Raw genomic sequence first — 17,349 nt, 5'->3', positions numbered from 1 at the left:
GATGGCCACGCTGATCTACCTGCACGGTTTCAACAGCTCGCCGCAGTCGGCTAAAGCGACGCAGTTCCGGCAGTGGCTGGCCACGCGGCATCCGGAAATCCAGGTTATTGTGCCGCAGCTGCCGCCTTACCCGGCGGACGCGGCGCTGATGCTGGAAAGCCTGATCATGGGATTATCGGGCGAAGCCGTGGGGCTCGTCGGCTCGTCGCTGGGCGGCTACTATGCGACGTGGCTCTCGCAATGCTTCATGCTGCCAGCGGTGGTGGTCAATCCTGCGGTGCGGCCTTTTGAGCTGTTGGTGGATTATTTGGGTCTGAATCAGAACCCGTACACCGGGCAGCAATATGTGTTAGAGTCACGCCACATTTACGATCTGAAAGTGATGCAGATTGACCCGTTAGAGTCGCCGGATTTGCTCTGGCTGCTGCAGCAAACGGGCGATGAAGTGCTCGATTACCGCCAGGCTGTAGGCTACTACAGCGCCTGCCGTCAGACGGTTGAAGAGGGCGGAAATCATGCTTTTATCGGATTCGAACGCCATTTCTCCCCGATCCTGGACTTTTTAGGCCTCGCTGCCTGAAGCGGGACGTGGGGCTCACTCATTTACAGCCATCAAGATTGATACAATGACTCAGTCCAGCTATAACGCTGATTCCATTGAGGTACTCAGCGGCCTTGAACCCGTTCGCCGCCGTCCGGGCATGTATACCGATACGTCGCGTCCTAACCATTTAGGTCAGGAAGTGATCGACAACAGCGTGGATGAAGCGCTGGCGGGCCATGCCAAACGCGTCGAAGTGATCCTGCACGCCGATCAGTCGCTGGAAGTGATTGACGACGGTCGCGGTATGCCGGTCGATATCCATCCCGAAGAAGGCGTACCGGCCGTTGAACTGATCTTCTGTCGCCTGCATGCGGGCGGCAAATTTTCTAACAAGAACTACCAGTTTTCCGGCGGCCTGCACGGCGTGGGCATCTCGGTGGTAAACGCGCTGTCGACGCGCGTGGAAGTCACCGTGCGCCGTAATGCCGAAGTGTATGAAATGGCGTTTGAAAACGGCGACAAAGTGCAGGATCTGCACGTCACCGGCACGGTCGGCAAACGCAACACCGGTACGCGCGTACGCTTCTGGCCGGACCCGTCGTTCTTCGACAGCCCGCGCTTTTCGGTATCGCGCCTCAGCCATCTGCTGAAGGCGAAAGCGGTGCTTTGTCCGGGCGTGGAAATCGTCTTTAAAGACAAAGTGAACAATACCGAGCAAAGTTGGTGCTACGCCGACGGCCTGACGGACTATCTGGCGGAAGCGGTTAACGGCCTGCCGACGCTGCCGGAAAAACCTTTTGTCGGCTCTTTTGCCGGCGATATCGAAGCGGTGGACTGGGCGCTGCTGTGGCTGCCGGAAGGCGGCGAGCTGCTGACGGAAAGCTACGTCAACCTGATCCCGACCATGCAGGGCGGCACGCACGTCAACGGCCTGCGTCAGGGCCTGCTGGATGCGATGCGCGAGTTCTGCGAATACCGCAATATTCTGCCGCGCGGCGTGAAGCTGTCGGCGGAAGATATCTGGGATCGCTGCGCCTACGTGCTGTCGGTGAAAATGCAGGATCCGCAGTTTGCCGGTCAGACCAAAGAGCGACTCTCTTCCCGCCAGTGCGCGGCCTTCGTCTCTGGCGTGGTGAAAGATGCCTTCAGCCTGTGGCTGAACCAGAACGTGCAGGCGGCGGAAATGCTGGCCGAGCTGGCGATTTCCAGCGCCCAGCGCCGGATGCGTGCGGCGAAAAAGGTGGTGCGTAAAAAGCTCACCAGCGGCCCGGCGCTGCCCGGCAAGCTGGCGGACTGTAGCGCGCAGGATCTGAACCGCACGGAACTCTTCCTGGTGGAAGGGGACTCCGCAGGCGGATCGGCCAAGCAGGCGCGCGATCGTGAATACCAGGCGATCATGCCGCTGAAAGGCAAGATCCTCAACACCTGGGAAGTCTCTTCGGACGAGGTGCTGGCATCGCAGGAAGTACATGATATTTCCGTCGCTATCGGTATCGATCCCGACAGCGAAGATATGAGCCAGCTGCGCTACGGCAAAGTCTGTATCCTGGCCGATGCGGACTCCGACGGTCTGCATATCGCTACGCTGCTTTGTGCGCTTTTCGTGAAGCACTTCCGCACGCTGGTGAAAAACGGGCACGTCTACGTGGCGATGCCGCCGCTTTACCGCATCGATTTGGGTAAAGAGGTTTACTACGCGCTGGATGAGGAAGAGAAAGCGGGCATTCTGGATCAGCTGAAGCGTAAAAAGGGCAAGCCGGGCGTGCAGCGCTTTAAAGGCCTGGGCGAGATGAACCCGCTACAGCTGCGTGAAACCACGCTGGATCCCAATACCCGTCGCCTGGTGCAGCTGACCATTGACGACGACGACGTGGAACAGACGCTGGCGGTGATGGATATGCTGCTGGCGAAGAAACGCTCGGAAGATCGCCGCAACTGGCTGCAGGAAAAAGGCCATATGGCGGAAATCGAGGTTTAATCCTGCCTGAACTCGGCCCCGAAGCGCAACGCTTCGGGGCTTTCCGTTACCCTTCCAGCCAGCTTGTAATCTGCGTAACCATCGCCGCCGTCGAAATACCGTAGCGATCGTGCAGCGTCGGCAGCGCGCCCGCCGCCAGAAAAGCGTCCGGCAGGGCAATCTGTCTGAATTGCGGCGTCACGCCGTGCCGCATCAGCGTCGCCGCTATCGCTTCGCCCAGCCCGCCGGTAATGGAGTGGTTTTCCGCCGTGATCACCAGCCGGTTCTCGTTCACCGCTTCGCCCGCCTCGCGCAGGATGGTGGCCTCGTCCAGCGGCTTGATCATCGGCGAATGCACCACGCCAACCTCGATGCCTCTTTTCTCCAGCGCTTCTGCGGCTTCCAGCGCGCGCATGGTCATCAGCCCGCTGCTGATAATCACCGCATGTTTGCCGCTGCGCAGCCGTTGCGCCTTGCCGTGGCGATACTGATAGCCATATTTATCCAGCACCAGCGGCACTTTGCCGCGCAGCAGGCGCATATAGACCGGTCCGCTATGCTCGGCTATGGCGGGCACCGCCTGGCTGATTTCCAGCGCGTCGCAGGGATCGATAATGGTCAGATTCGGCATCCCGCGAAAAATAGCCAAATCCTCGGTCGCCTGATGGCTCGGCCCGTAGCCGGTGGTCAGGCCAGGCAGCGCGCAGGCGATTTTGACGTTCAGGTTCTCTTCCGCTATCGCCATACAGATAAAATCGTAGGCGCGGCGCGAGGCAAACACCGCATAGGTGGTGACAAAAGGCGTAAAGCCTTCCCGCGCCATGCCCGCTGCGGCGCTCATCAACAGCTGCTCCGCCATGCCCATCTGAAAAAAGCGTTCCGGGAAGGCTTCGGCAAACAGATGCAGATCGGTGTATTTGCTCAGATCGGCCGTTAAGCCAACGATATCAGTGCGCTGGCGCGCCAGCTCTACCAGCGCATGGCCGAAAGGGGCCGACTGCACGGGCTGACCTTCTGCGGCGATGGAGGCGATCATAGCGGACGTGGTCAGGCGTTTCTTTGTTGCGGTAGTCATGTTATTCCCCTTGCTCAAGCGCGGTGAGGGCTTTGTCCCATTCGTCGGCATCCACGCGGATAAAGTGCGTTTTTTCGCGCGTTTCCAGGAAAGGCACGCCTTTACCCATTTTGGTATCGCAGATAATTACGCGCGGCTGCGGTTCAGCCCAGGCGCGCGCGGCGTCAAAGGCGGCGGTCAGTGCGGCGATATCGTTGCCGTCCACGCGCTGCACGTGCCAGCCAAAGGCCCGCCAGCGATCGACAATCGGCTCGAACGCCAGAATTTCCGAACTGTGGCCGTCGGCCTGTTGATTGTTGACGTCGATCAGGGCGATCAGGTTATCCAGCCGCCAGTGCGAGGCCGACATCGCCGCTTCCCAGGTCGAGCCTTCATTCAGCTCGCCGTCGGAAAGCAGGTTATAAACAAAGGAAGCGGAGCCTTTGCTTTTCAGCCCCAGGCACGCGCCAACCGCAATGCCTAAGCCGTGCCCAAGCGAGCCGCCGGTGATCTCCATACCGGGCGTATAAGCGGCCATGCCGGACATCGGCAGGCGGCTCTCGTCGCTGCCATAGGTTTCGCGCTCGGCCTCGGGCAGCACGCCCGCTTCCAGCAGCGCGGCGTACAGCGCAATAGCGTAGTGGCCGATAGAAAGGTAAAAACGGTCGCGCGCTTCCCATTCCGGCTCCTCAGGACGAAAATTGAGCGCGTGAAAATAGCTGACGGCCAGCAAATCGGCAGCGCCTAACGCCTGGCCGATATAGCCCTGACCCTGAACCTGTCCCATTAACAGCGCATGACGACGGATATTGTTTGCGCGCTGTTTGAGCGTAAGTGTGGCAGAAACGCTGTTCATCTTATCTCCTGATTAACGGTTAACGTCTGCTGCGCGAATACGCAGCACGCAGAGCGCGCCGAGCAGCAAAACAGCAGCAATAAAGTAGATGCCCGAAGCGGGCGAACCGGTGGCGGTGGTGATAGAACCGATCAGCCACGGTGAAAAGAAGCCCGCCAGATTCGCGATACAGTTCACCGCGGCAATGCCTGCCGCCGCCGAGACGCCGCCGAGCAGGTTGGTCGGCAGCATCCAGAACAGGGAAGAGGCGGAAAGGATGCCGGCGGCGGCCACGCAGAGGAAAAACAGCGAGGCCGGTACGCTGTGACCCAGCGACGTCGCCAGCGTCAGCCCGACCACGCCGATCGCCATGGGCACCATCAGATGCCAGCGCCGCTCGCGATGCCGGTCGCCGCTGCGGCCCGCCATCAGCATAAAAACGATGGCACAGAGATAGGGCAGGCTGGTCAGCAGGCCGATATGCAGCGGCTCGCGGATGCCGGAGTTTCTGACCAGCGTCGGCAGCCAGAAGGTCAGCGCATACTGGCCCATCACCACGCAAAAGTAGATCAGCGCCAGCAGCCACAGCCGCCTGTCGGCCACAAAAGCTTTCACCGTGCCGTGATGCGCTTTTTGCTGGTTATCCTCATCCAAATCGGCACGCACCATGCGCTTTTCGCTCTCGTCCAGCCAGGGCGCCTGCTCAACGCGATCCTTGAGCACCATCAGCACCACAAAGCCCATCAGCATGGTCGGAATCGCTTCCAGTACGAACATCCACTGCCAGCCTGCCCAGCCGTGAAAACCGGCGAAGGCTTCCATAATCCAGCCGGAAAGCGGGCCGCCGATCATGCCGGAAAGCGGGATCGCCACAAACCACAGCACCGTCATGCGGGCGCGGCGATGCGAGGGGAACCAGTAGGTGAGATAGAGCAGCAGGCCGGGCGCCAGACCGGCTTCGGCCACGCCGAGAAAAAAGCGCAGCAGATAAAACTGCCAGGCCGTTTCCACAAAGGCGAACAGGCCGGAAATCAGCCCCCAGGTGATCATGATGCGGGCAATCCAGCGGCGTGCGCCGACGCGATGCAGGATGAGATTGCTGGGTACTTCAAAAAAGAAGTAGCCGATAAAGAAAATACCCGCCCCCAGGCCGTACACCGTTTCGCTCAGGGCCAGATCGTCCATCATTTGCAGCTTGGCGAAGCCGACGTTAACCCGGTCGAGATAGGCGCAAAGATAGCAAAGCATTAAAAACGGCATCAGCCGCCAGGCGATTTTGCGATAGGTCGCATCGCGCGCGACGGTCGTCGCGCTGAGATTAAGCGTTGTCATACTCTTCACTCCCGGAGTGAAAGAAGCCTGCTGGAAGGAGCCGATCAGTGGATCAACATGCCGCCGTTAACGTCCAGCGTGATGCCGGTCAGGTAGCTGGCGAGATCGCTGGCAAGGAACAGCGCGGCGTTAGCCACGTCGTCTGCCGCGCCCAGGCGGCCAAGCGGGATGCCGTCGATAATGGCGTGACGCCGCTCGTCCTGCAGCAGGCCGCCGGTAATATCGGTCTGGATCAGGCCCGGCGTCAGCGCGTTGACGCGGATCTGGTCCGGGCCAAACTCGCGCGCCATCGCTTTGGTTAAGCCCAGCACGCCAGCTTTCGCCGCGCTGTAGTGCGGGCCGCCGAAAATGCCGCCGCCGCGCTGGGCGGAAACGGAAGAGAGGCAAACAATACTGCCGCCGCCTTGCTGCTGCATGGTTGGGATCACCGCCTGTGACATCAGCAGCGTGCCGCGCAGATTGACGTCCAGGATACGGTTATAGTCTTCGATGCTGATTTCCAGCGTTTTTACCGGCTGCGTAATGCCTGCGTTATTTACCAGCACGTCGATGCGGCCAAACTCGCTGACCACGCGGGAAACGGCCTGGCGCACCGCAGCGGGATCGGTGACGTTGGCCGCCAGGCCCAGATGACCGGCACCCAGCTCTTCAGCCGCATGTCGCGCCGCGTTCTCATCCAGATCCAGAATCACGACCTGCGCGCCGTGACGGGCGAAACAGGCGGCGGTGGCACGGCCAATACCGCGTTGAGAGGCGGCGCCCGTAATAATCGCAACTTTATTTTTCAGCAACATAATCCACTCCGTAATAATCTTTTTTAGTGGTTCGGTATCGCTACCGGCAGGGTCACATTCAGAATTGGAAATTACGGCTAAACTGGCAATGCAAAAAAATTCATTCGATGCTGAATAGAAAGATGGATTTGATGCAGTTAACATTTCTCGCGGAAAAAAGCGGGCATCTGTCACAAAATTCATTTAAGGAGCCGCATGGAAAAACACGCAGATTTTTGCCCTTCGATAAAATCGCTCAGGATTTTTGAAGAAGTTGCGCATTACGGCAATGTGGCGCGTGCGGCGGAAGAAGTGAATATTACCGCCTCTGCTGCCAGCCATCAGCTGGCAAAACTGGAAAAAGAGCTGGGCTGCCTGCTGTTCAACCGCTCGCCCAAAGGCATGACGTTAACGCTGGCCGGTGAAAACTATCTGAAAGAAATCAGCCCGTTGCTGCTGGGGCTGACCCAGGCCAGCACCCGTCTCGGTAATGAGAAAGCGCGCAGCGCGCTGCGCATTCACTGCGCGCCCAGTTTTGGTTTGCTCTGGCTGCTGCCGCGTCTGCATAAATTCCGCGAGCGCTATCCTGCAATACAGGTCACGCTTTCCTGTTCCTACGAAAATTTATCTTTCAGCCGTGACAATATTGATATTGCGGTGCGCCACGGCTTTCCCGACTGGAAATCACTGGAAGTTAAAACCATCCGCCATGAAAAAATGTCGGTATTAGCATCGCCCGATTATTTGATAAAGCATCCGGTCGCGACGCCGGCGGAATTAATTAATCATGCGCTAATCCTTTCCGAGTCGCCTTTAATTCAGTGGCCGCAGTGGTTTGCCGCGATGCAATTAGCGCAGCCGACCAAAGACTGGCTGTTTCGCTTCGATCGTTCTTATATGAGCCTGGAGGCGGCAAGGCTGGGGCACGGTGTGGTGTTTGAAAGCGAGCTGCTGGCGGCAGAATATTTGCGTAGCGGCACGCTGGTCAGGGTGTTTGGCGACGAATGCAGCCTGCCGGTGAACGCGCATCATCTGGTTTGGCCGCGCGGCTTTGCCCGCTTTCCCCGCGTAAGCCATTTCCTGCAGTGGAGCAGCGAGCAGCTGGAAGCATCGCCACCGGCGTGACCTTGCCGGGCAGCCCCCGAACGGTATCGATAATAGAGCGGACGGCGCGGCTATCGCTATGACGGCAAGCCACAAAAAAAGGGGGCGAACCCGGTTCGTCCCTTCAGACTGCTGACAAAGCCAGCGGGTTCGTGCGGACTGAATTTTTTTACAGCGAAACGGCAGCTTCGCAGCAGCAGTGGCTGAGCGGATAAGCGGACCGTTTTCGCGCATGGACGCGCGAAACGAGCCCCCACGGATGGGTTTACGGCGTGTCCATGTTCCGATCTGCCTCTGCTGCTTTCCACCGACCCGCACGCGACTTGATGACAGTGGATGAGTTTGTCAGCAACCTCAAGGGACGAACCCGGTTCGTCCCTTCTTACTCTTTACGCCGGTTCCAGCACGAAAATCCTCACGTCCAGCACGTCATCTTTAATGCGGCCGCGGTGCTGCTCCATATGCGCGGCCTGCTGATGCCGTTCCAGATGCCGTAAGGAATCCCACTGCTCGACCATAAACACCGAGTCGGGCGAGTTCTGTTTCCACGGCACCTGCGCCTGGTGATCCACCAGCATCCGGTAGCTGCCGCAGCCTTCTTCCTCTAACACCGTCGGGATTACTTGTTCAATCGCCTGCATGACCGCACGGCGGCGGCCGGGCCTGACACAAATTTCAGCAATCACGGTGAGCATGGTCTTTCCTTTTAAGAGAACGGTCTTAACAGTTAAGCAAAGATCTGGCCCAGATGTGTCCGATAACGCTCGATATCGCGTGGGACATCCGGCTGCTTGATCACATCGTTGCAGATAAAGGTCGGCAGCGCTTCCATTCCCAGGAACTGATTCGCCTTGTGGAAGTGCAGGTAAAGCCCGTCCACGCCCACGCCTTCAAAGAACTGGTCGGGATCGGTAAAGGCTTCCAGCGGCGCGTTCCACGTCAGGGAAAGCATATATTTTTTACCCTGAACCAGCCCGCCGGAACCATACTTCTTCGAGGCGTCGGAGCGCGTGCGGCCGTCGCTGGCGTACAGGGTGCCGTGGCCTTCGGTAAAGACCTCATCGATATATTTTTTCAGGATCCACGGTTCGCCCATCCACCAGCCCGGCATCTGATAGATAACCGTGTCGGCGGCCAGATATTTTTGGATCTCGTCGGCCACCACGTAGCCGTTGTCCACCACGGTAACGTCAACCTGATGACCGGCTTCGCGCAGGTAAGTCGCGGCCACGTCGGTCAGCGTATGGTTCAGCTCGCCTTTGGAATGGGCAAAGGTTTTTCCGGCGTCAATAATAAAAATGCGCATCTTCTTCTCCAGTATTCAAAACTGGCCTCAGTGTACGCGCGAAGGCAGGGGTTAAAAATGAGTTTTTGATCACAATACTTTTGCGCTGTGAGCAATAATCACGCCACGCAGGAAAGCGTATGCCGTCACGGTTATCTGTGACAGAAGCGGCCCGGATAAGGTACTATTCCCGCCAAACGGCCCCGATGTGGCGTGCCCGTGACGCCATGATGTGAGGAACAAAAAGTAATGAGCGATTTGACTCAGGATGGGGCAGAGCGTCGCGCTCTGCATAAGTTTACGGAAGAGGCCTATCTCAACTATTCCATGTACGTCATCATGGATCGTGCGCTTCCGTATATCGGCGATGGCCTGAAGCCGGTGCAGCGCCGTATCGTCTACGCGATGTCGGAGCTGGGCCTGAACAACAGCGCCAAGTTTAAAAAATCGGCCCGTACCGTGGGCGACGTGCTGGGTAAATATCATCCGCACGGCGACAGCGCCTGTTATGAGGCGATGGTGCTGATGGCGCAGCCTTTCTCTTACCGCTATCCGCTGGTGGACGGTCAGGGAAACTGGGGCGCGCCGGACGATCCGAAATCCTTTGCGGCGATGCGTTACACCGAGTCACGCCTGTCAAAATATGCCGAGCTGCTGTTAGGCGAGCTGGGCCAGGGCACCGTGGATTACGTGCCGAACTTTGACGGCACCATGCAGGAGCCGGCAATGCTGCCCGCGCGCCTGCCGAATATCCTGCTTAACGGCACCACGGGGATTGCGGTGGGGATGGCGACGGATATTCCGCCGCACAACCTGCGCGAAGTCGCCAACGCGGCCATCAAGCTAATCGATGCGCCGAAAACCACGCTCGATGAGCTGCTGGATATCGTGCAAGGGCCGGACTATCCGACCGAAGCGGAAATCATCACGCCGCGCGCCGAGATCCGCAAAATCTATCAGAACGGCCGTGGCTCCGTGCGTATGCGCGCGGTGTGGAAGAAAGAAGAGGGCGACGTGGTTATTACCGCGCTGCCGCACCAGGTTTCCGGCGCGCGCGTGCTGGAGCAGATAGCCGCGCAGATGCGCAATAAAAAGCTGCCGATGGTGGAAGACTTGCGCGATGAGTCCGATCACGAAAGCCCGACGCGTCTGGTGATTGTGCCGCGCTCCAACCGGGTGGATATGGAACAGGTAATGAACCATCTGTTCGCCACCACCGATTTGGAAAAAAGCTATCGCATCAACCTGAATATGATCGGGCTGGATAACCGTCCGGCGGTAAAAAACCTGCTTGAAATCATCAGCGAATGGCTGGTTTATCGCCGCGACACCGTGCGTCGCCGCCTGAATTTCCGGCTGGAAAAAGTGCTGAAGCGCCTGCATATTCTGGAAGGCCTGCTGGTCGCCTTCCTCAATATCGATGAGGTGATCCACATTATCCGCAGCGAAGACGAGCCGAAGCAGGTGCTGGTTTCGCGCTTCGGCATCAGCGAAACCCAGGCGGAAGCGATCCTGGAACTGAAGCTGCGTCATCTTGCCAAACTGGAAGAGATGAAGATCCGCGGCGAGCAGGACGAGCTGGGCAAAGAGCGCGACCGTTTACAGGGCATTCTGGCTTCAGAACGTAAAATGAATACGCTGCTGAAAAAAGAGCTACAGGCCGACAGCGAAGCCTATGGCGACGATCGTCGTTCGCCGCTGCGCGAGCGCGAAGAGGCCAAAGCGATCAGCGAAAACGAGCTGGTGCCGTCCGAGCCGGTGACTATTGTGCTGTCGCAGATGGGCTGGGTGCGCAGCGCCAAGGGACACGATATCGATCCGGGCGGCCTGAGCTATAAGGCGGGCGACAGCTATCGCGCGGCGGCGCGCGGCAAGAGCAACCAGCCGGTGGCCTTTATCGACTCCACCGGCCGTAGCTATACGCTCGATCCGGTGACGCTGCCTTCCGCGCGCGGGCAGGGCGAGCCGTTGACCGGCAAGCTGACGCCGCCGCCGGGCGCGGTGGTGGAGCAGGTACTGATGGAGGCGGACGATCAGAAGCTGCTGCTGGCGTCGGATGCGGGCTACGGCTTCGTCTGCACCTTCAGCGATCTGGTGTCGCGCAACCGTGCCGGTAAAGCGCTGCTGACGCTACCGCAGAACGCCAAAGTGATGACGCCGCAGGCGATCCATCACGAGGACGACCTGCTGCTGGCGATCACCGCCGCAGGCAGGATGCTGATGTTCCCGGTGGCCGATCTGCCGCAGCTGTCCAAAGGCAAGGGCAACAAGATTGTCTCGATCCCGGCGGCGGAAGCGGCGGCGGGCGACGACAAACTGGCCTGGCTGCTGCTGCTGACGCCGCAAACCGCCATCACGCTGCACGTCGGCAAACGCAAGCTGACGCTGCGACCGGAAGACCTGCAGAAGTTCCGTGCCGAGCGCGGCCGTCGCGGCACGCTGCTGCCGCGTGGCCTGCAGCGTATCGATCGGGTAGAGGTGGACGGGCCTGCACGGCCTGAGGCCAGTGAAAGCGAAGAGTGATCCGGGCCGCGCCGCGCGGTGAAAAGCAGCATAGCCTGCTGATTTCAGGATATACTTCACCCGGCGCGCCCGATAAGGCGTAATGCCGGAGCGCCTGCCTTAAGGCGTCTCCGGCCCGGCAATAATGAGGATGTGATGCTGTCAATTTTTCGGATCGTCGTGACGATCGTTTATTCAATCCTGGTGTGCATTTTCGGCTGCATCTGGTGTTTGTTCAGTCCCCGTAATCCCCGCCACGTGGCGACGTTTGGCCATCTGTTCGGTCGCCTGTCGCCGCTGTTTGGTCTGAAGGTGGAAATCCGCAAGCCGGCAGGGGCGGAAAACTATCCTAATGCGATCTACATCGCCAACCATCAGAACAACTACGATATGATCACGGCGGCAAAAGTCGTACAGCCAACCACGGTGACGGTAGGCAAAAAAACGCTGCTGTGGGTGCCGTTCTTTGGCCTGCTTTACTGGCTGACCGGCAACCTGTTGATCGACCGTGACAACCGCAACAAAGCGCACGGCACCATTAACCAGCTGATCGACCAGTTTAAAAAGAAGAAGATCTCCTTCTGGATGTTCCCGGAAGGGACGCGCAGCCGTGGACGCGGGCTGTTGCCGTTTAAAACCGGCGCGTTTCACGCCGCTATGGCCGCAGGCGTACCTATTATTCCTATCGTGGTCAGCAATACGCACGATAAAATCAAGCTGAACCGGCTGCATAACGGTCTGGTGATCATTGAGATGCTGCCGCCGATCGATACCGCCGCCTTCGCCGACCAATCCGTGCGCAAGCTGGCGACCCATTGCCGCGAGCTGATGATGGAGAAGCTGGCTGAACTCAACGCGGAAGTCGCCGCGCGGGAAGCCGCAGGCGAAAAGTAAACCGATCGCCTCGCGGTCGGCACACGGCAAACAATCATAAAAAATGGATAGCGGCCCGCCGGGCCGCATTTTGGGTTACGGAGTTTTTATGTCCTTCAGTCGACGTCAGTTTATTCAGGCATCGGGCATAGCGCTGTGCGCCAGTGCGCTGCCTGCACGCGTACACGCCGCAGGGCCGGGTAATCCTTTGCCGGTGCCGCCGCTTATCGAATCCCGCCGTGGACAGCCTATCTTTTTGACGCTGCAACGCAGCCACTGGTCGTTTACCAGCGGCAGCAAGGCGCAGGTGTGGGGCTTTAACGGGCTCTACCTGGGGCCGACGGTCAGGGTCTGGAGCGGCGATGACGTCAAGCTCATCTACAGCAACCGGCTGAACGAAGCGGTGGCGATGACCGTTGGCGGGCTTCAGGTGCCGGGCGCGCTCGCCGGCGGCGCGGCGCGCATGATGTCGCCTGGCGTCGACTGGGCGCCGGTGATCCCGGTGCGTCAGGCCGCCGCGACCTGCTGGTATCACGCCAACACGCCTGGTCATATGGCGGAGCACGTTTACAACGGCCTGGCGGGTATGTGGCTGGTAGAAGACGAGGTCAGCAAAACGCTGCCGCTGCCGAACCACTACGGCGTGGATGATTTTCCGCTGATTATTCAGGACAAGCGTATCGATAACTTCGGTTCGCCGGACTACAGCCCGCCAGCTAACGGCGGTTTTGTGGGCGATACCCTGCTGGTGAACGGCACGCAGAATCCCTATGTGGAAGTCTCTCGCGGCTGGGTACGCCTGCGGTTGCTCAACGCTTCAAACTCGCGTCGCTACCAGCTAGCCATGAGCGACAAGCGGCCTTTTAACGTCATCGCCAGCGATCAGGGCTTTTTGCCCGCGCCCGTGGCGGTGCAGCAGCTTTCTCTGGCGCCGGGCGAGCGCCGGGAAATCCTGGTGGATATGAGCCAGGGCGACGAGGTATCGATCACGGCGGGTCAGGCGGCAGGCATTGTCGACAGGCTGCGCGGGCTGTTCGAGCCGTCGAGCATTCTGACCTCGACGCTGGTGCTGACGCTGCGTCCGACCGGCCTGCTGCCGCTGGTGACCGACACGCTGCCGATGCGTCTGCTGGCCGATCAGGTCATCGAAGGCGGCGTCAGCCGTACGCGCGAATTCCGTCTGGGCGACTCGGAGCCGGGCATCAACGGCGCGCTGTGGGATTTGGGCCGCATCGACGTCCAGGCGCAGCAGGGCAGCTTTGAACGCTGGATTATTCATGCCGACCTGCCGCAGGCGTTTCATATTCAGGGCGTGATGTTTTTGATCAAGAACGTCAACGGTGCACAGCCGATGGCGGAAGATCGCGGCTGGAAGGATACCGTCTGGGTTGACGGCAGCGTGGAGCTGTTTGTCTCCTTTACGCAGTCCTCTTCCGACCACTTCCCGTTTGTCTACTATAGCCAGACGCTGGAAATGGCCGATCGCGGAACGGCGGGCCAGCTGCAGGTACAGCCGGCGCCGTAGCGTAAAGCGCTGGTTGACCAGAGCGGCCAGCCAGCGAGGTTTTGCAAGGATCAAGTCAGTCGGCGCGCCCGACGGGAACCAAAGAAAGCGGGGCGAATTAAGGCAGGGAGGGCTGAGGAACGATTATTTCTTTTCCAGTACGATAGCCGTACCGCGCCAGTGGCTGGAATTGCCAGGACGGTCCAGCGAGGTAATATACATATATTCGCCGCCTTTTTTATCCACTTCCGTGCGCAGTGCCTCAAGCGCTTTTGATTTTCCACCCATCACGTTAGAAATGGATACGCGTTCTTTTTTAACGTAATTATCCAGTTCATTACGCGGCACGATCTGTGCGGCAAAAGCGGAACCCGTCATCAGCAACAGCAGGGCAGCCGAAATAATCTTTTTCATTAAATTTCTCCAGTAAATTAATCAGAAATATTTTCGGCTTCAGTATACTGATTTTGTGCGCAATATAATTCGGTTATTAATAATAAGAAATACCGGTTTGATTAGCTAAACCTATTATAAATATTACCAATGCATTATTTTTTAAATTTGGCGCAAACATTTATTAGCAAATTAAATTTACCTTGCTGTATTTATTCGCTTTTCAGAGGAGGGTAAAGTCTTTGCCGCTGCCGGCGCTTAATAATAATATTAACATTATTCAGAAAAAATAATGAAGGTGGTTTATCTGAGGTTTAAATTAACAGGGCATTACGTAAACAGTTCTTGTTTCTTAATGCATGATAAAGGCAGGTCGCGCGTCAGAAAGGCGGCCGCCCGTCTGTTTTCTGTCAACGGGCGGCCGGGCGCTTAGTTCAGCTCGTCAGGGTTGGGGCCAAGACGGTTGCCGGCATCCAGCGAGGCGATTTCACTGATTTCCGGTTTTTCCAGGCGGAAATCGAACACTTTAAAGTTTTCTTCAATGCGGGAAGGCGTGACCGATTTCGGGATCACCACCAGGCCGCTGTCCAGATGCCAGCGAATAACAATCTGCGCAGGCGTCTTGCCATATTTTTTCGCCAGCGTTTTGATCACGGCCTGATCGAACACGCCTTTACCACCCTGCGCCAGCGGGCTCCAGGATTCGGTCTGGATCTGATGCATGGCGTTCCAGGCGTGCAGCGTGCGCTGTTGCAGCATAGGGTGCAGCTCGATCTGGTTGATCACCGGACGCACGCCCGTTTCATCTATCAGCCGTTTCAGGTGCGCTTCCTGGAAGTTACAGACGCCGATGCTTTTAGTCAGCCCTTGTTTTTGCAGCTCGATCATCGCTTTCCAGGCGTCAACGTAGTTGTCCTTCGCCGGGCAAGGCCAGTGCATCAGATAGAGATCGACGCTTTCCAGCTGCAATTTCTTCAGGCTGGTTTCCAGCGCCTGCGGCGCGTTCAGCTGATCGTCATTCCACAGCTTGGTGGTCACGAAGATATCGTCGCGCGCGACCGACGTTTCCTGTAGCGCCTGACCGATGCCCTCTTCGTTTTTATAGATGGCGGCGGTATCGATCGAGCGATAGCCCACATCGAGCGCTTTCAGCGCAGCCTGACGCGCTTCGTCAATGCTTGCCTGCCAGACGCCCAGGCCGAGCTGGGGCATCATATTGCCATCGTGAAGCTTGATTACGGGTTGCTCTGCCATTGTTCTCTCCTTTGCAGCCAGGGGGGCCGACGCCTCTGCGCCGGCAAGTAACGCTAAGTCTGGTTAAGACTGCTGGTCTTAGTTTAGTTGAAATTATTAACCCTTTGCGCAATTCGGATTATTGAGCCGATAGCCAGCGTAGCGGCCAGTCCCGGTATATATCCTGCCCGTTTCTGCTTTCTTCTTGCCTGTTTCTCCAGGAGGCTGGACGATTACGCCAGGCTTCGGCATGATGCCGGCTCTGCTTTTTTTCAGGTGAACATCATGGATCGCACTATGCTGTGCGCACGGCTTGCCCGCCAGGTCGTGCAACTGATCGACGCAAAACCGGATGTGCAGACGCTGCTGCCCGATATCCGGCTTTTCCACGCCAGCCAGCCCAGCGGGCGCACGCCGGTGCTCTATTCTTCCGGTATCGTGATCCTGTTTCAGGGCAGAAAAACCGGCTATCTGGGCAACCATGTTTTCCATTACGACGCCACGGAATACCTGATGCTGACCGTGCCGCTGGCGGTAGAGTGCGAGACGTTCGCCACGCCGGAAGCGCCGCTGGCGGGCATGCTGCTGAATGTCGATCCGGTTAAGCTCCAGGATCTGCTGATTGATATTGGCGATGACGACAGCTTTCAGCCGCAGCCGCAGACGCGCGGCATTCACTCGTCGCCGCTGACCGAGCCGATGCTGTGTGCGGCGGAACGTCTGCTGGATGCGATGGCGGATCCGCGCGACGCGCGCGTGCTTGGCCCGCAAATCGTGCGGGAGATCCTCTATCACGTGCTGCTGGGGCCGTGCGGCGGCGCGCTGATGGCGCTGGTCAGTCGACACACGCAGTTCAGCCAGATAGCGCGGGCGCTGCGGCGCATCGAGCATCACTATACCGACAACCTGAGCGTGGAGCGGCTGGCGGCGGAGGTGAATATGAGCGTCTCCGCCTTTCATCACAACTTTAAAGCCGTCACCAGCACCTCGCCGTTGCAGTATCTGAAAAGCTATCGACTGCATCAGGCGCGAATGCTGATGCTGCATGAAGGCCTGAAGGCCAGCGCGGCGGCGATGCGGGTCGGCTATGAAAGTGCCTCGCAGTTTTCCCGCGAGTTTAAGCGCTATTTTGGCGTCACGCCGGGGGAAGAGATCGGCAGAATGCGTCAGATGGAATAAGAGGGCCGCCGGGCGACCCTCGGAAGGCGGGGTGCGCTAAGCGACTTTTTTCCGCTTAAAGAACAGCGCGAGGCTGCCAATCAGGCCGATGCAAAGCAGCGCCAGCGGCAGGATCATCAGAATGGACATCACCTGATCCTCATGGCGCTTGATAAAGGGCACCTGGCTTATCGCATAACCCAGCGAGACCAGGATGCCGACCCACAGCAGGCCGCTGAGCCAGTTAAAAAACTGGAAGCGCGTCTGCGTCAGGCCGGAAATGCCCGCCATGGTCGGCAGCAGCGTCCGCACGAAGGCCAGAAAGCGGCCAATCAGCAGCGCCATCAGCCCGTGCCGGTGAAACAGGCTCCAGGCGCGCTGGTGATACTGCGCGGGCAGGTGCATCAGCCAGCCTTTGACCAGGCGGGTATTGCCCAGCCAGCGGCCCTGCAGGTAGCTCAGCCAGCAGCCCAGGCTGGCCGCCAGCGTCAGGATGGCAACGGTAGGAATAAAGCCCATCACGCCCTTGGCGATCATCGCGCCAGCCAGCAGCAGTAAACTGTCGCCGGGCAGAAAGGCGGCGGGCAGCAAACCATTTTCCAGCAGCAGCGTGAGAAACATAATTCCGTAAACGATCCAGATTACATCGGGATTGGCGAGGGCAGCAAAATCCTGATGCCAAAGCGCCTGCACAATCTCATGGAGTACCGCCATTTTTTATCCTGTTTACCGCATCAATAGCACTAGTGTACTCGTAAATGGCCTGTCACAACGTGGTACAGGCCAGAGCTGTTGCCTTTTT

16 protein-coding genes are annotated in these 17,349 nt (G+C 58.5%); 7 read left to right on the top strand and 9 right to left on the bottom strand.

All coding sequences use genetic code 11. The features are described from left to right. Position 1: 1 nt before the first annotated feature. Positions 2-580, top strand: a complete 579-nt coding sequence (yqiA, locus tag QCD69_RS00565; RefSeq protein WP_301250634.1) for an esterase YqiA — start codon at positions 2-4, stop codon at positions 578-580. Positions 581-626: 46 nt separating this feature from the next. Beyond that, positions 627-2,522 (top strand): DNA topoisomerase IV subunit B, encoded by a 1,896-nt coding sequence (gene parE, locus QCD69_RS00560; protein WP_253458236.1) that lies wholly within the window; start codon positions 627-629, stop codon positions 2,520-2,522. A gap of 46 nt (positions 2,523-2,568) precedes the next feature. Here the strand turns inward: parE and QCD69_RS00555 are convergent, their stop codons facing one another. Genes QCD69_RS00555 through QCD69_RS00540 form a run of 4 tightly spaced genes read right to left on the bottom strand, consistent with a single transcriptional unit; the run spans position 2,569 to position 6,516 of the window. Continuing rightward, positions 2,569-3,576, bottom strand: coding sequence for a transketolase family protein (locus QCD69_RS00555; protein ID WP_253458239.1), 1,008 nt, complete (start codon positions 3,574-3,576; stop codon positions 2,569-2,571). A gap of 1 nt (position 3,577) precedes the next feature. Beyond that, positions 3,578-4,411 (bottom strand): transketolase, encoded by an 834-nt coding sequence (locus QCD69_RS00550; RefSeq protein ID WP_253458242.1) that lies wholly within the window; start codon positions 4,409-4,411, stop codon positions 3,578-3,580. A 12-nt stretch (positions 4,412-4,423) separates the two neighbouring features. Next, positions 4,424-5,722, bottom strand: a complete 1,299-nt coding sequence (locus tag QCD69_RS00545) for an MFS transporter (RefSeq protein ID WP_301250632.1) — start codon at positions 5,720-5,722, stop codon at positions 4,424-4,426. A gap of 44 nt (positions 5,723-5,766) precedes the next feature. Further along, complete coding sequence (locus QCD69_RS00540) at positions 5,767-6,516, bottom strand: SDR family NAD(P)-dependent oxidoreductase (protein ID WP_253458248.1); 750 nt, start codon at positions 6,514-6,516, stop codon at positions 5,767-5,769. 195 nt (positions 6,517-6,711) lie between these two features. On the opposite strand from QCD69_RS00540, the gene QCD69_RS00535 reads away from it, so the two are divergent. Then, positions 6,712-7,620 carry a LysR substrate-binding domain-containing protein gene (locus QCD69_RS00535; RefSeq protein ID WP_253458250.1) on the top strand — a complete coding sequence of 303 codons (909 nt, stop codon included), beginning with the start codon at positions 6,712-6,714 and terminating at the stop codon, positions 7,618-7,620. A gap of 368 nt (positions 7,621-7,988) precedes the next feature. Here QCD69_RS00535 and QCD69_RS00530 read toward each other — a convergent pair whose 3' ends face one another. Then, positions 7,989-8,294: a putative quinol monooxygenase gene (locus QCD69_RS00530; RefSeq protein WP_253458253.1), complete on the bottom strand. Its 306-nt coding sequence runs from the start codon at positions 8,292-8,294 to the stop codon at positions 7,989-7,991. A 32-nt stretch (positions 8,295-8,326) separates the two neighbouring features. Beyond that, complete coding sequence (locus QCD69_RS00525) at positions 8,327-8,905, bottom strand: NAD(P)H-dependent oxidoreductase (RefSeq protein WP_125287216.1); 579 nt, start codon at positions 8,903-8,905, stop codon at positions 8,327-8,329. A 228-nt stretch (positions 8,906-9,133) separates the two neighbouring features. On the opposite strand from QCD69_RS00525, the gene parC reads away from it, so the two are divergent. The 3 genes from parC to ftsP all read left to right on the top strand — a co-directional run bounded on the left by parC (position 9,134) and on the right by ftsP (position 13,784). Then, complete coding sequence (gene parC, locus QCD69_RS00520; protein ID WP_253458256.1) at positions 9,134-11,407, top strand: DNA topoisomerase IV subunit A; 2,274 nt, start codon at positions 9,134-9,136, stop codon at positions 11,405-11,407. Positions 11,408-11,542: 135 nt separating this feature from the next. Then, on the top strand, positions 11,543-12,280 hold the full coding sequence (locus QCD69_RS00515) for a 1-acylglycerol-3-phosphate O-acyltransferase (protein WP_253458259.1): 738 nt from the start codon (positions 11,543-11,545) through the stop codon (positions 12,278-12,280). 88 nt (positions 12,281-12,368) lie between these two features. Beyond that, a complete protein-coding gene (gene ftsP, locus QCD69_RS00510) occupies positions 12,369-13,784 on the top strand; it encodes a cell division protein FtsP (protein WP_253458262.1) in 1,416 nt (471 codons plus the stop codon). A gap of 123 nt (positions 13,785-13,907) precedes the next feature. Here ftsP and QCD69_RS00505 read toward each other — a convergent pair whose 3' ends face one another. Both QCD69_RS00505 and dkgA read right to left on the bottom strand, forming a co-directional pair. Further along, positions 13,908-14,177: a YdgH/BhsA/McbA-like domain containing protein gene (locus tag QCD69_RS00505; protein ID WP_253458266.1), complete on the bottom strand. Its 270-nt coding sequence runs from the start codon at positions 14,175-14,177 to the stop codon at positions 13,908-13,910. Positions 14,178-14,585: 408 nt separating this feature from the next. After that, a complete protein-coding gene (dkgA, locus tag QCD69_RS00500; protein WP_125287221.1) occupies positions 14,586-15,410 on the bottom strand; it encodes a 2,5-didehydrogluconate reductase DkgA in 825 nt (274 codons plus the stop codon). 264 nt (positions 15,411-15,674) lie between these two features. Here dkgA and QCD69_RS00495 point away from each other — a divergent pair, with 264 nt between their 5' ends. After that, positions 15,675-16,568, top strand: a complete 894-nt coding sequence (locus QCD69_RS00495; protein WP_125287222.1) for an AraC family transcriptional regulator — start codon at positions 15,675-15,677, stop codon at positions 16,566-16,568. 36 nt (positions 16,569-16,604) lie between these two features. Here QCD69_RS00495 and QCD69_RS00490 read toward each other — a convergent pair whose 3' ends face one another. After that, a complete protein-coding gene (locus QCD69_RS00490) occupies positions 16,605-17,261 on the bottom strand; it encodes a DedA family protein (protein WP_253458269.1) in 657 nt (218 codons plus the stop codon). Positions 17,262-17,349 lie beyond the last annotated feature (88 nt).

It is taken from the genome of Erwinia sp. PsM31 (genome assembly GCF_030433775.1).
GTDB lineage: Bacteria > Pseudomonadota > Gammaproteobacteria > Enterobacterales > Enterobacteriaceae > Erwinia > Erwinia aeris.
The sequence above is the reverse complement of the archived record's forward strand: the minus strand, read 5'-3'. Positions and strand labels throughout refer to the sequence as shown.

Coding starts and splice junctions, on each gene's coding strand:
- QCD69_RS00545 (WP_301250632.1), bottom strand. CDS start 5,722: ATGACAACGCTTAATCTCAGCGCGACGACCGTCGCGCGCGATGCGACC.
- ftsP (WP_253458262.1), top strand. CDS start 12,369: ATGTCCTTCAGTCGACGTCAGTTTATTCAGGCATCGGGCATAGCGCTG.
- QCD69_RS00515 (WP_253458259.1), top strand. CDS start 11,543: ATGCTGTCAATTTTTCGGATCGTCGTGACGATCGTTTATTCAATCCTG.
- QCD69_RS00495 (WP_125287222.1), top strand. CDS start 15,675: ATGGATCGCACTATGCTGTGCGCACGGCTTGCCCGCCAGGTCGTGCAA.
- yqiA (WP_301250634.1), top strand. CDS start 2: ATGGCCACGCTGATCTACCTGCACGGTTTCAACAGCTCGCCGCAGTCG.
- QCD69_RS00540 (WP_253458248.1), bottom strand. CDS start 6,516: ATGTTGCTGAAAAATAAAGTTGCGATTATTACGGGCGCCGCCTCTCAA.
- QCD69_RS00490 (WP_253458269.1), bottom strand. CDS start 17,261: ATGGCGGTACTCCATGAGATTGTGCAGGCGCTTTGGCATCAGGATTTT.
- QCD69_RS00530 (WP_253458253.1), bottom strand. CDS start 8,294: ATGCTCACCGTGATTGCTGAAATTTGTGTCAGGCCCGGCCGCCGCCGT.
- QCD69_RS00550 (WP_253458242.1), bottom strand. CDS start 4,411: ATGAACAGCGTTTCTGCCACACTTACGCTCAAACAGCGCGCAAACAAT.
- parE (WP_253458236.1), top strand. CDS start 627: ATGACTCAGTCCAGCTATAACGCTGATTCCATTGAGGTACTCAGCGGC.
- QCD69_RS00525 (WP_125287216.1), bottom strand. CDS start 8,905: ATGCGCATTTTTATTATTGACGCCGGAAAAACCTTTGCCCATTCCAAA.
- dkgA (WP_125287221.1), bottom strand. CDS start 15,410: ATGGCAGAGCAACCCGTAATCAAGCTTCACGATGGCAATATGATGCCC.
- QCD69_RS00535 (WP_253458250.1), top strand. CDS start 6,712: ATGGAAAAACACGCAGATTTTTGCCCTTCGATAAAATCGCTCAGGATT.
- QCD69_RS00505 (WP_253458266.1), bottom strand. CDS start 14,177: ATGAAAAAGATTATTTCGGCTGCCCTGCTGTTGCTGATGACGGGTTCC.
- QCD69_RS00555 (WP_253458239.1), bottom strand. CDS start 3,576: ATGACTACCGCAACAAAGAAACGCCTGACCACGTCCGCTATGATCGCC.
- parC (WP_253458256.1), top strand. CDS start 9,134: ATGAGCGATTTGACTCAGGATGGGGCAGAGCGTCGCGCTCTGCATAAG.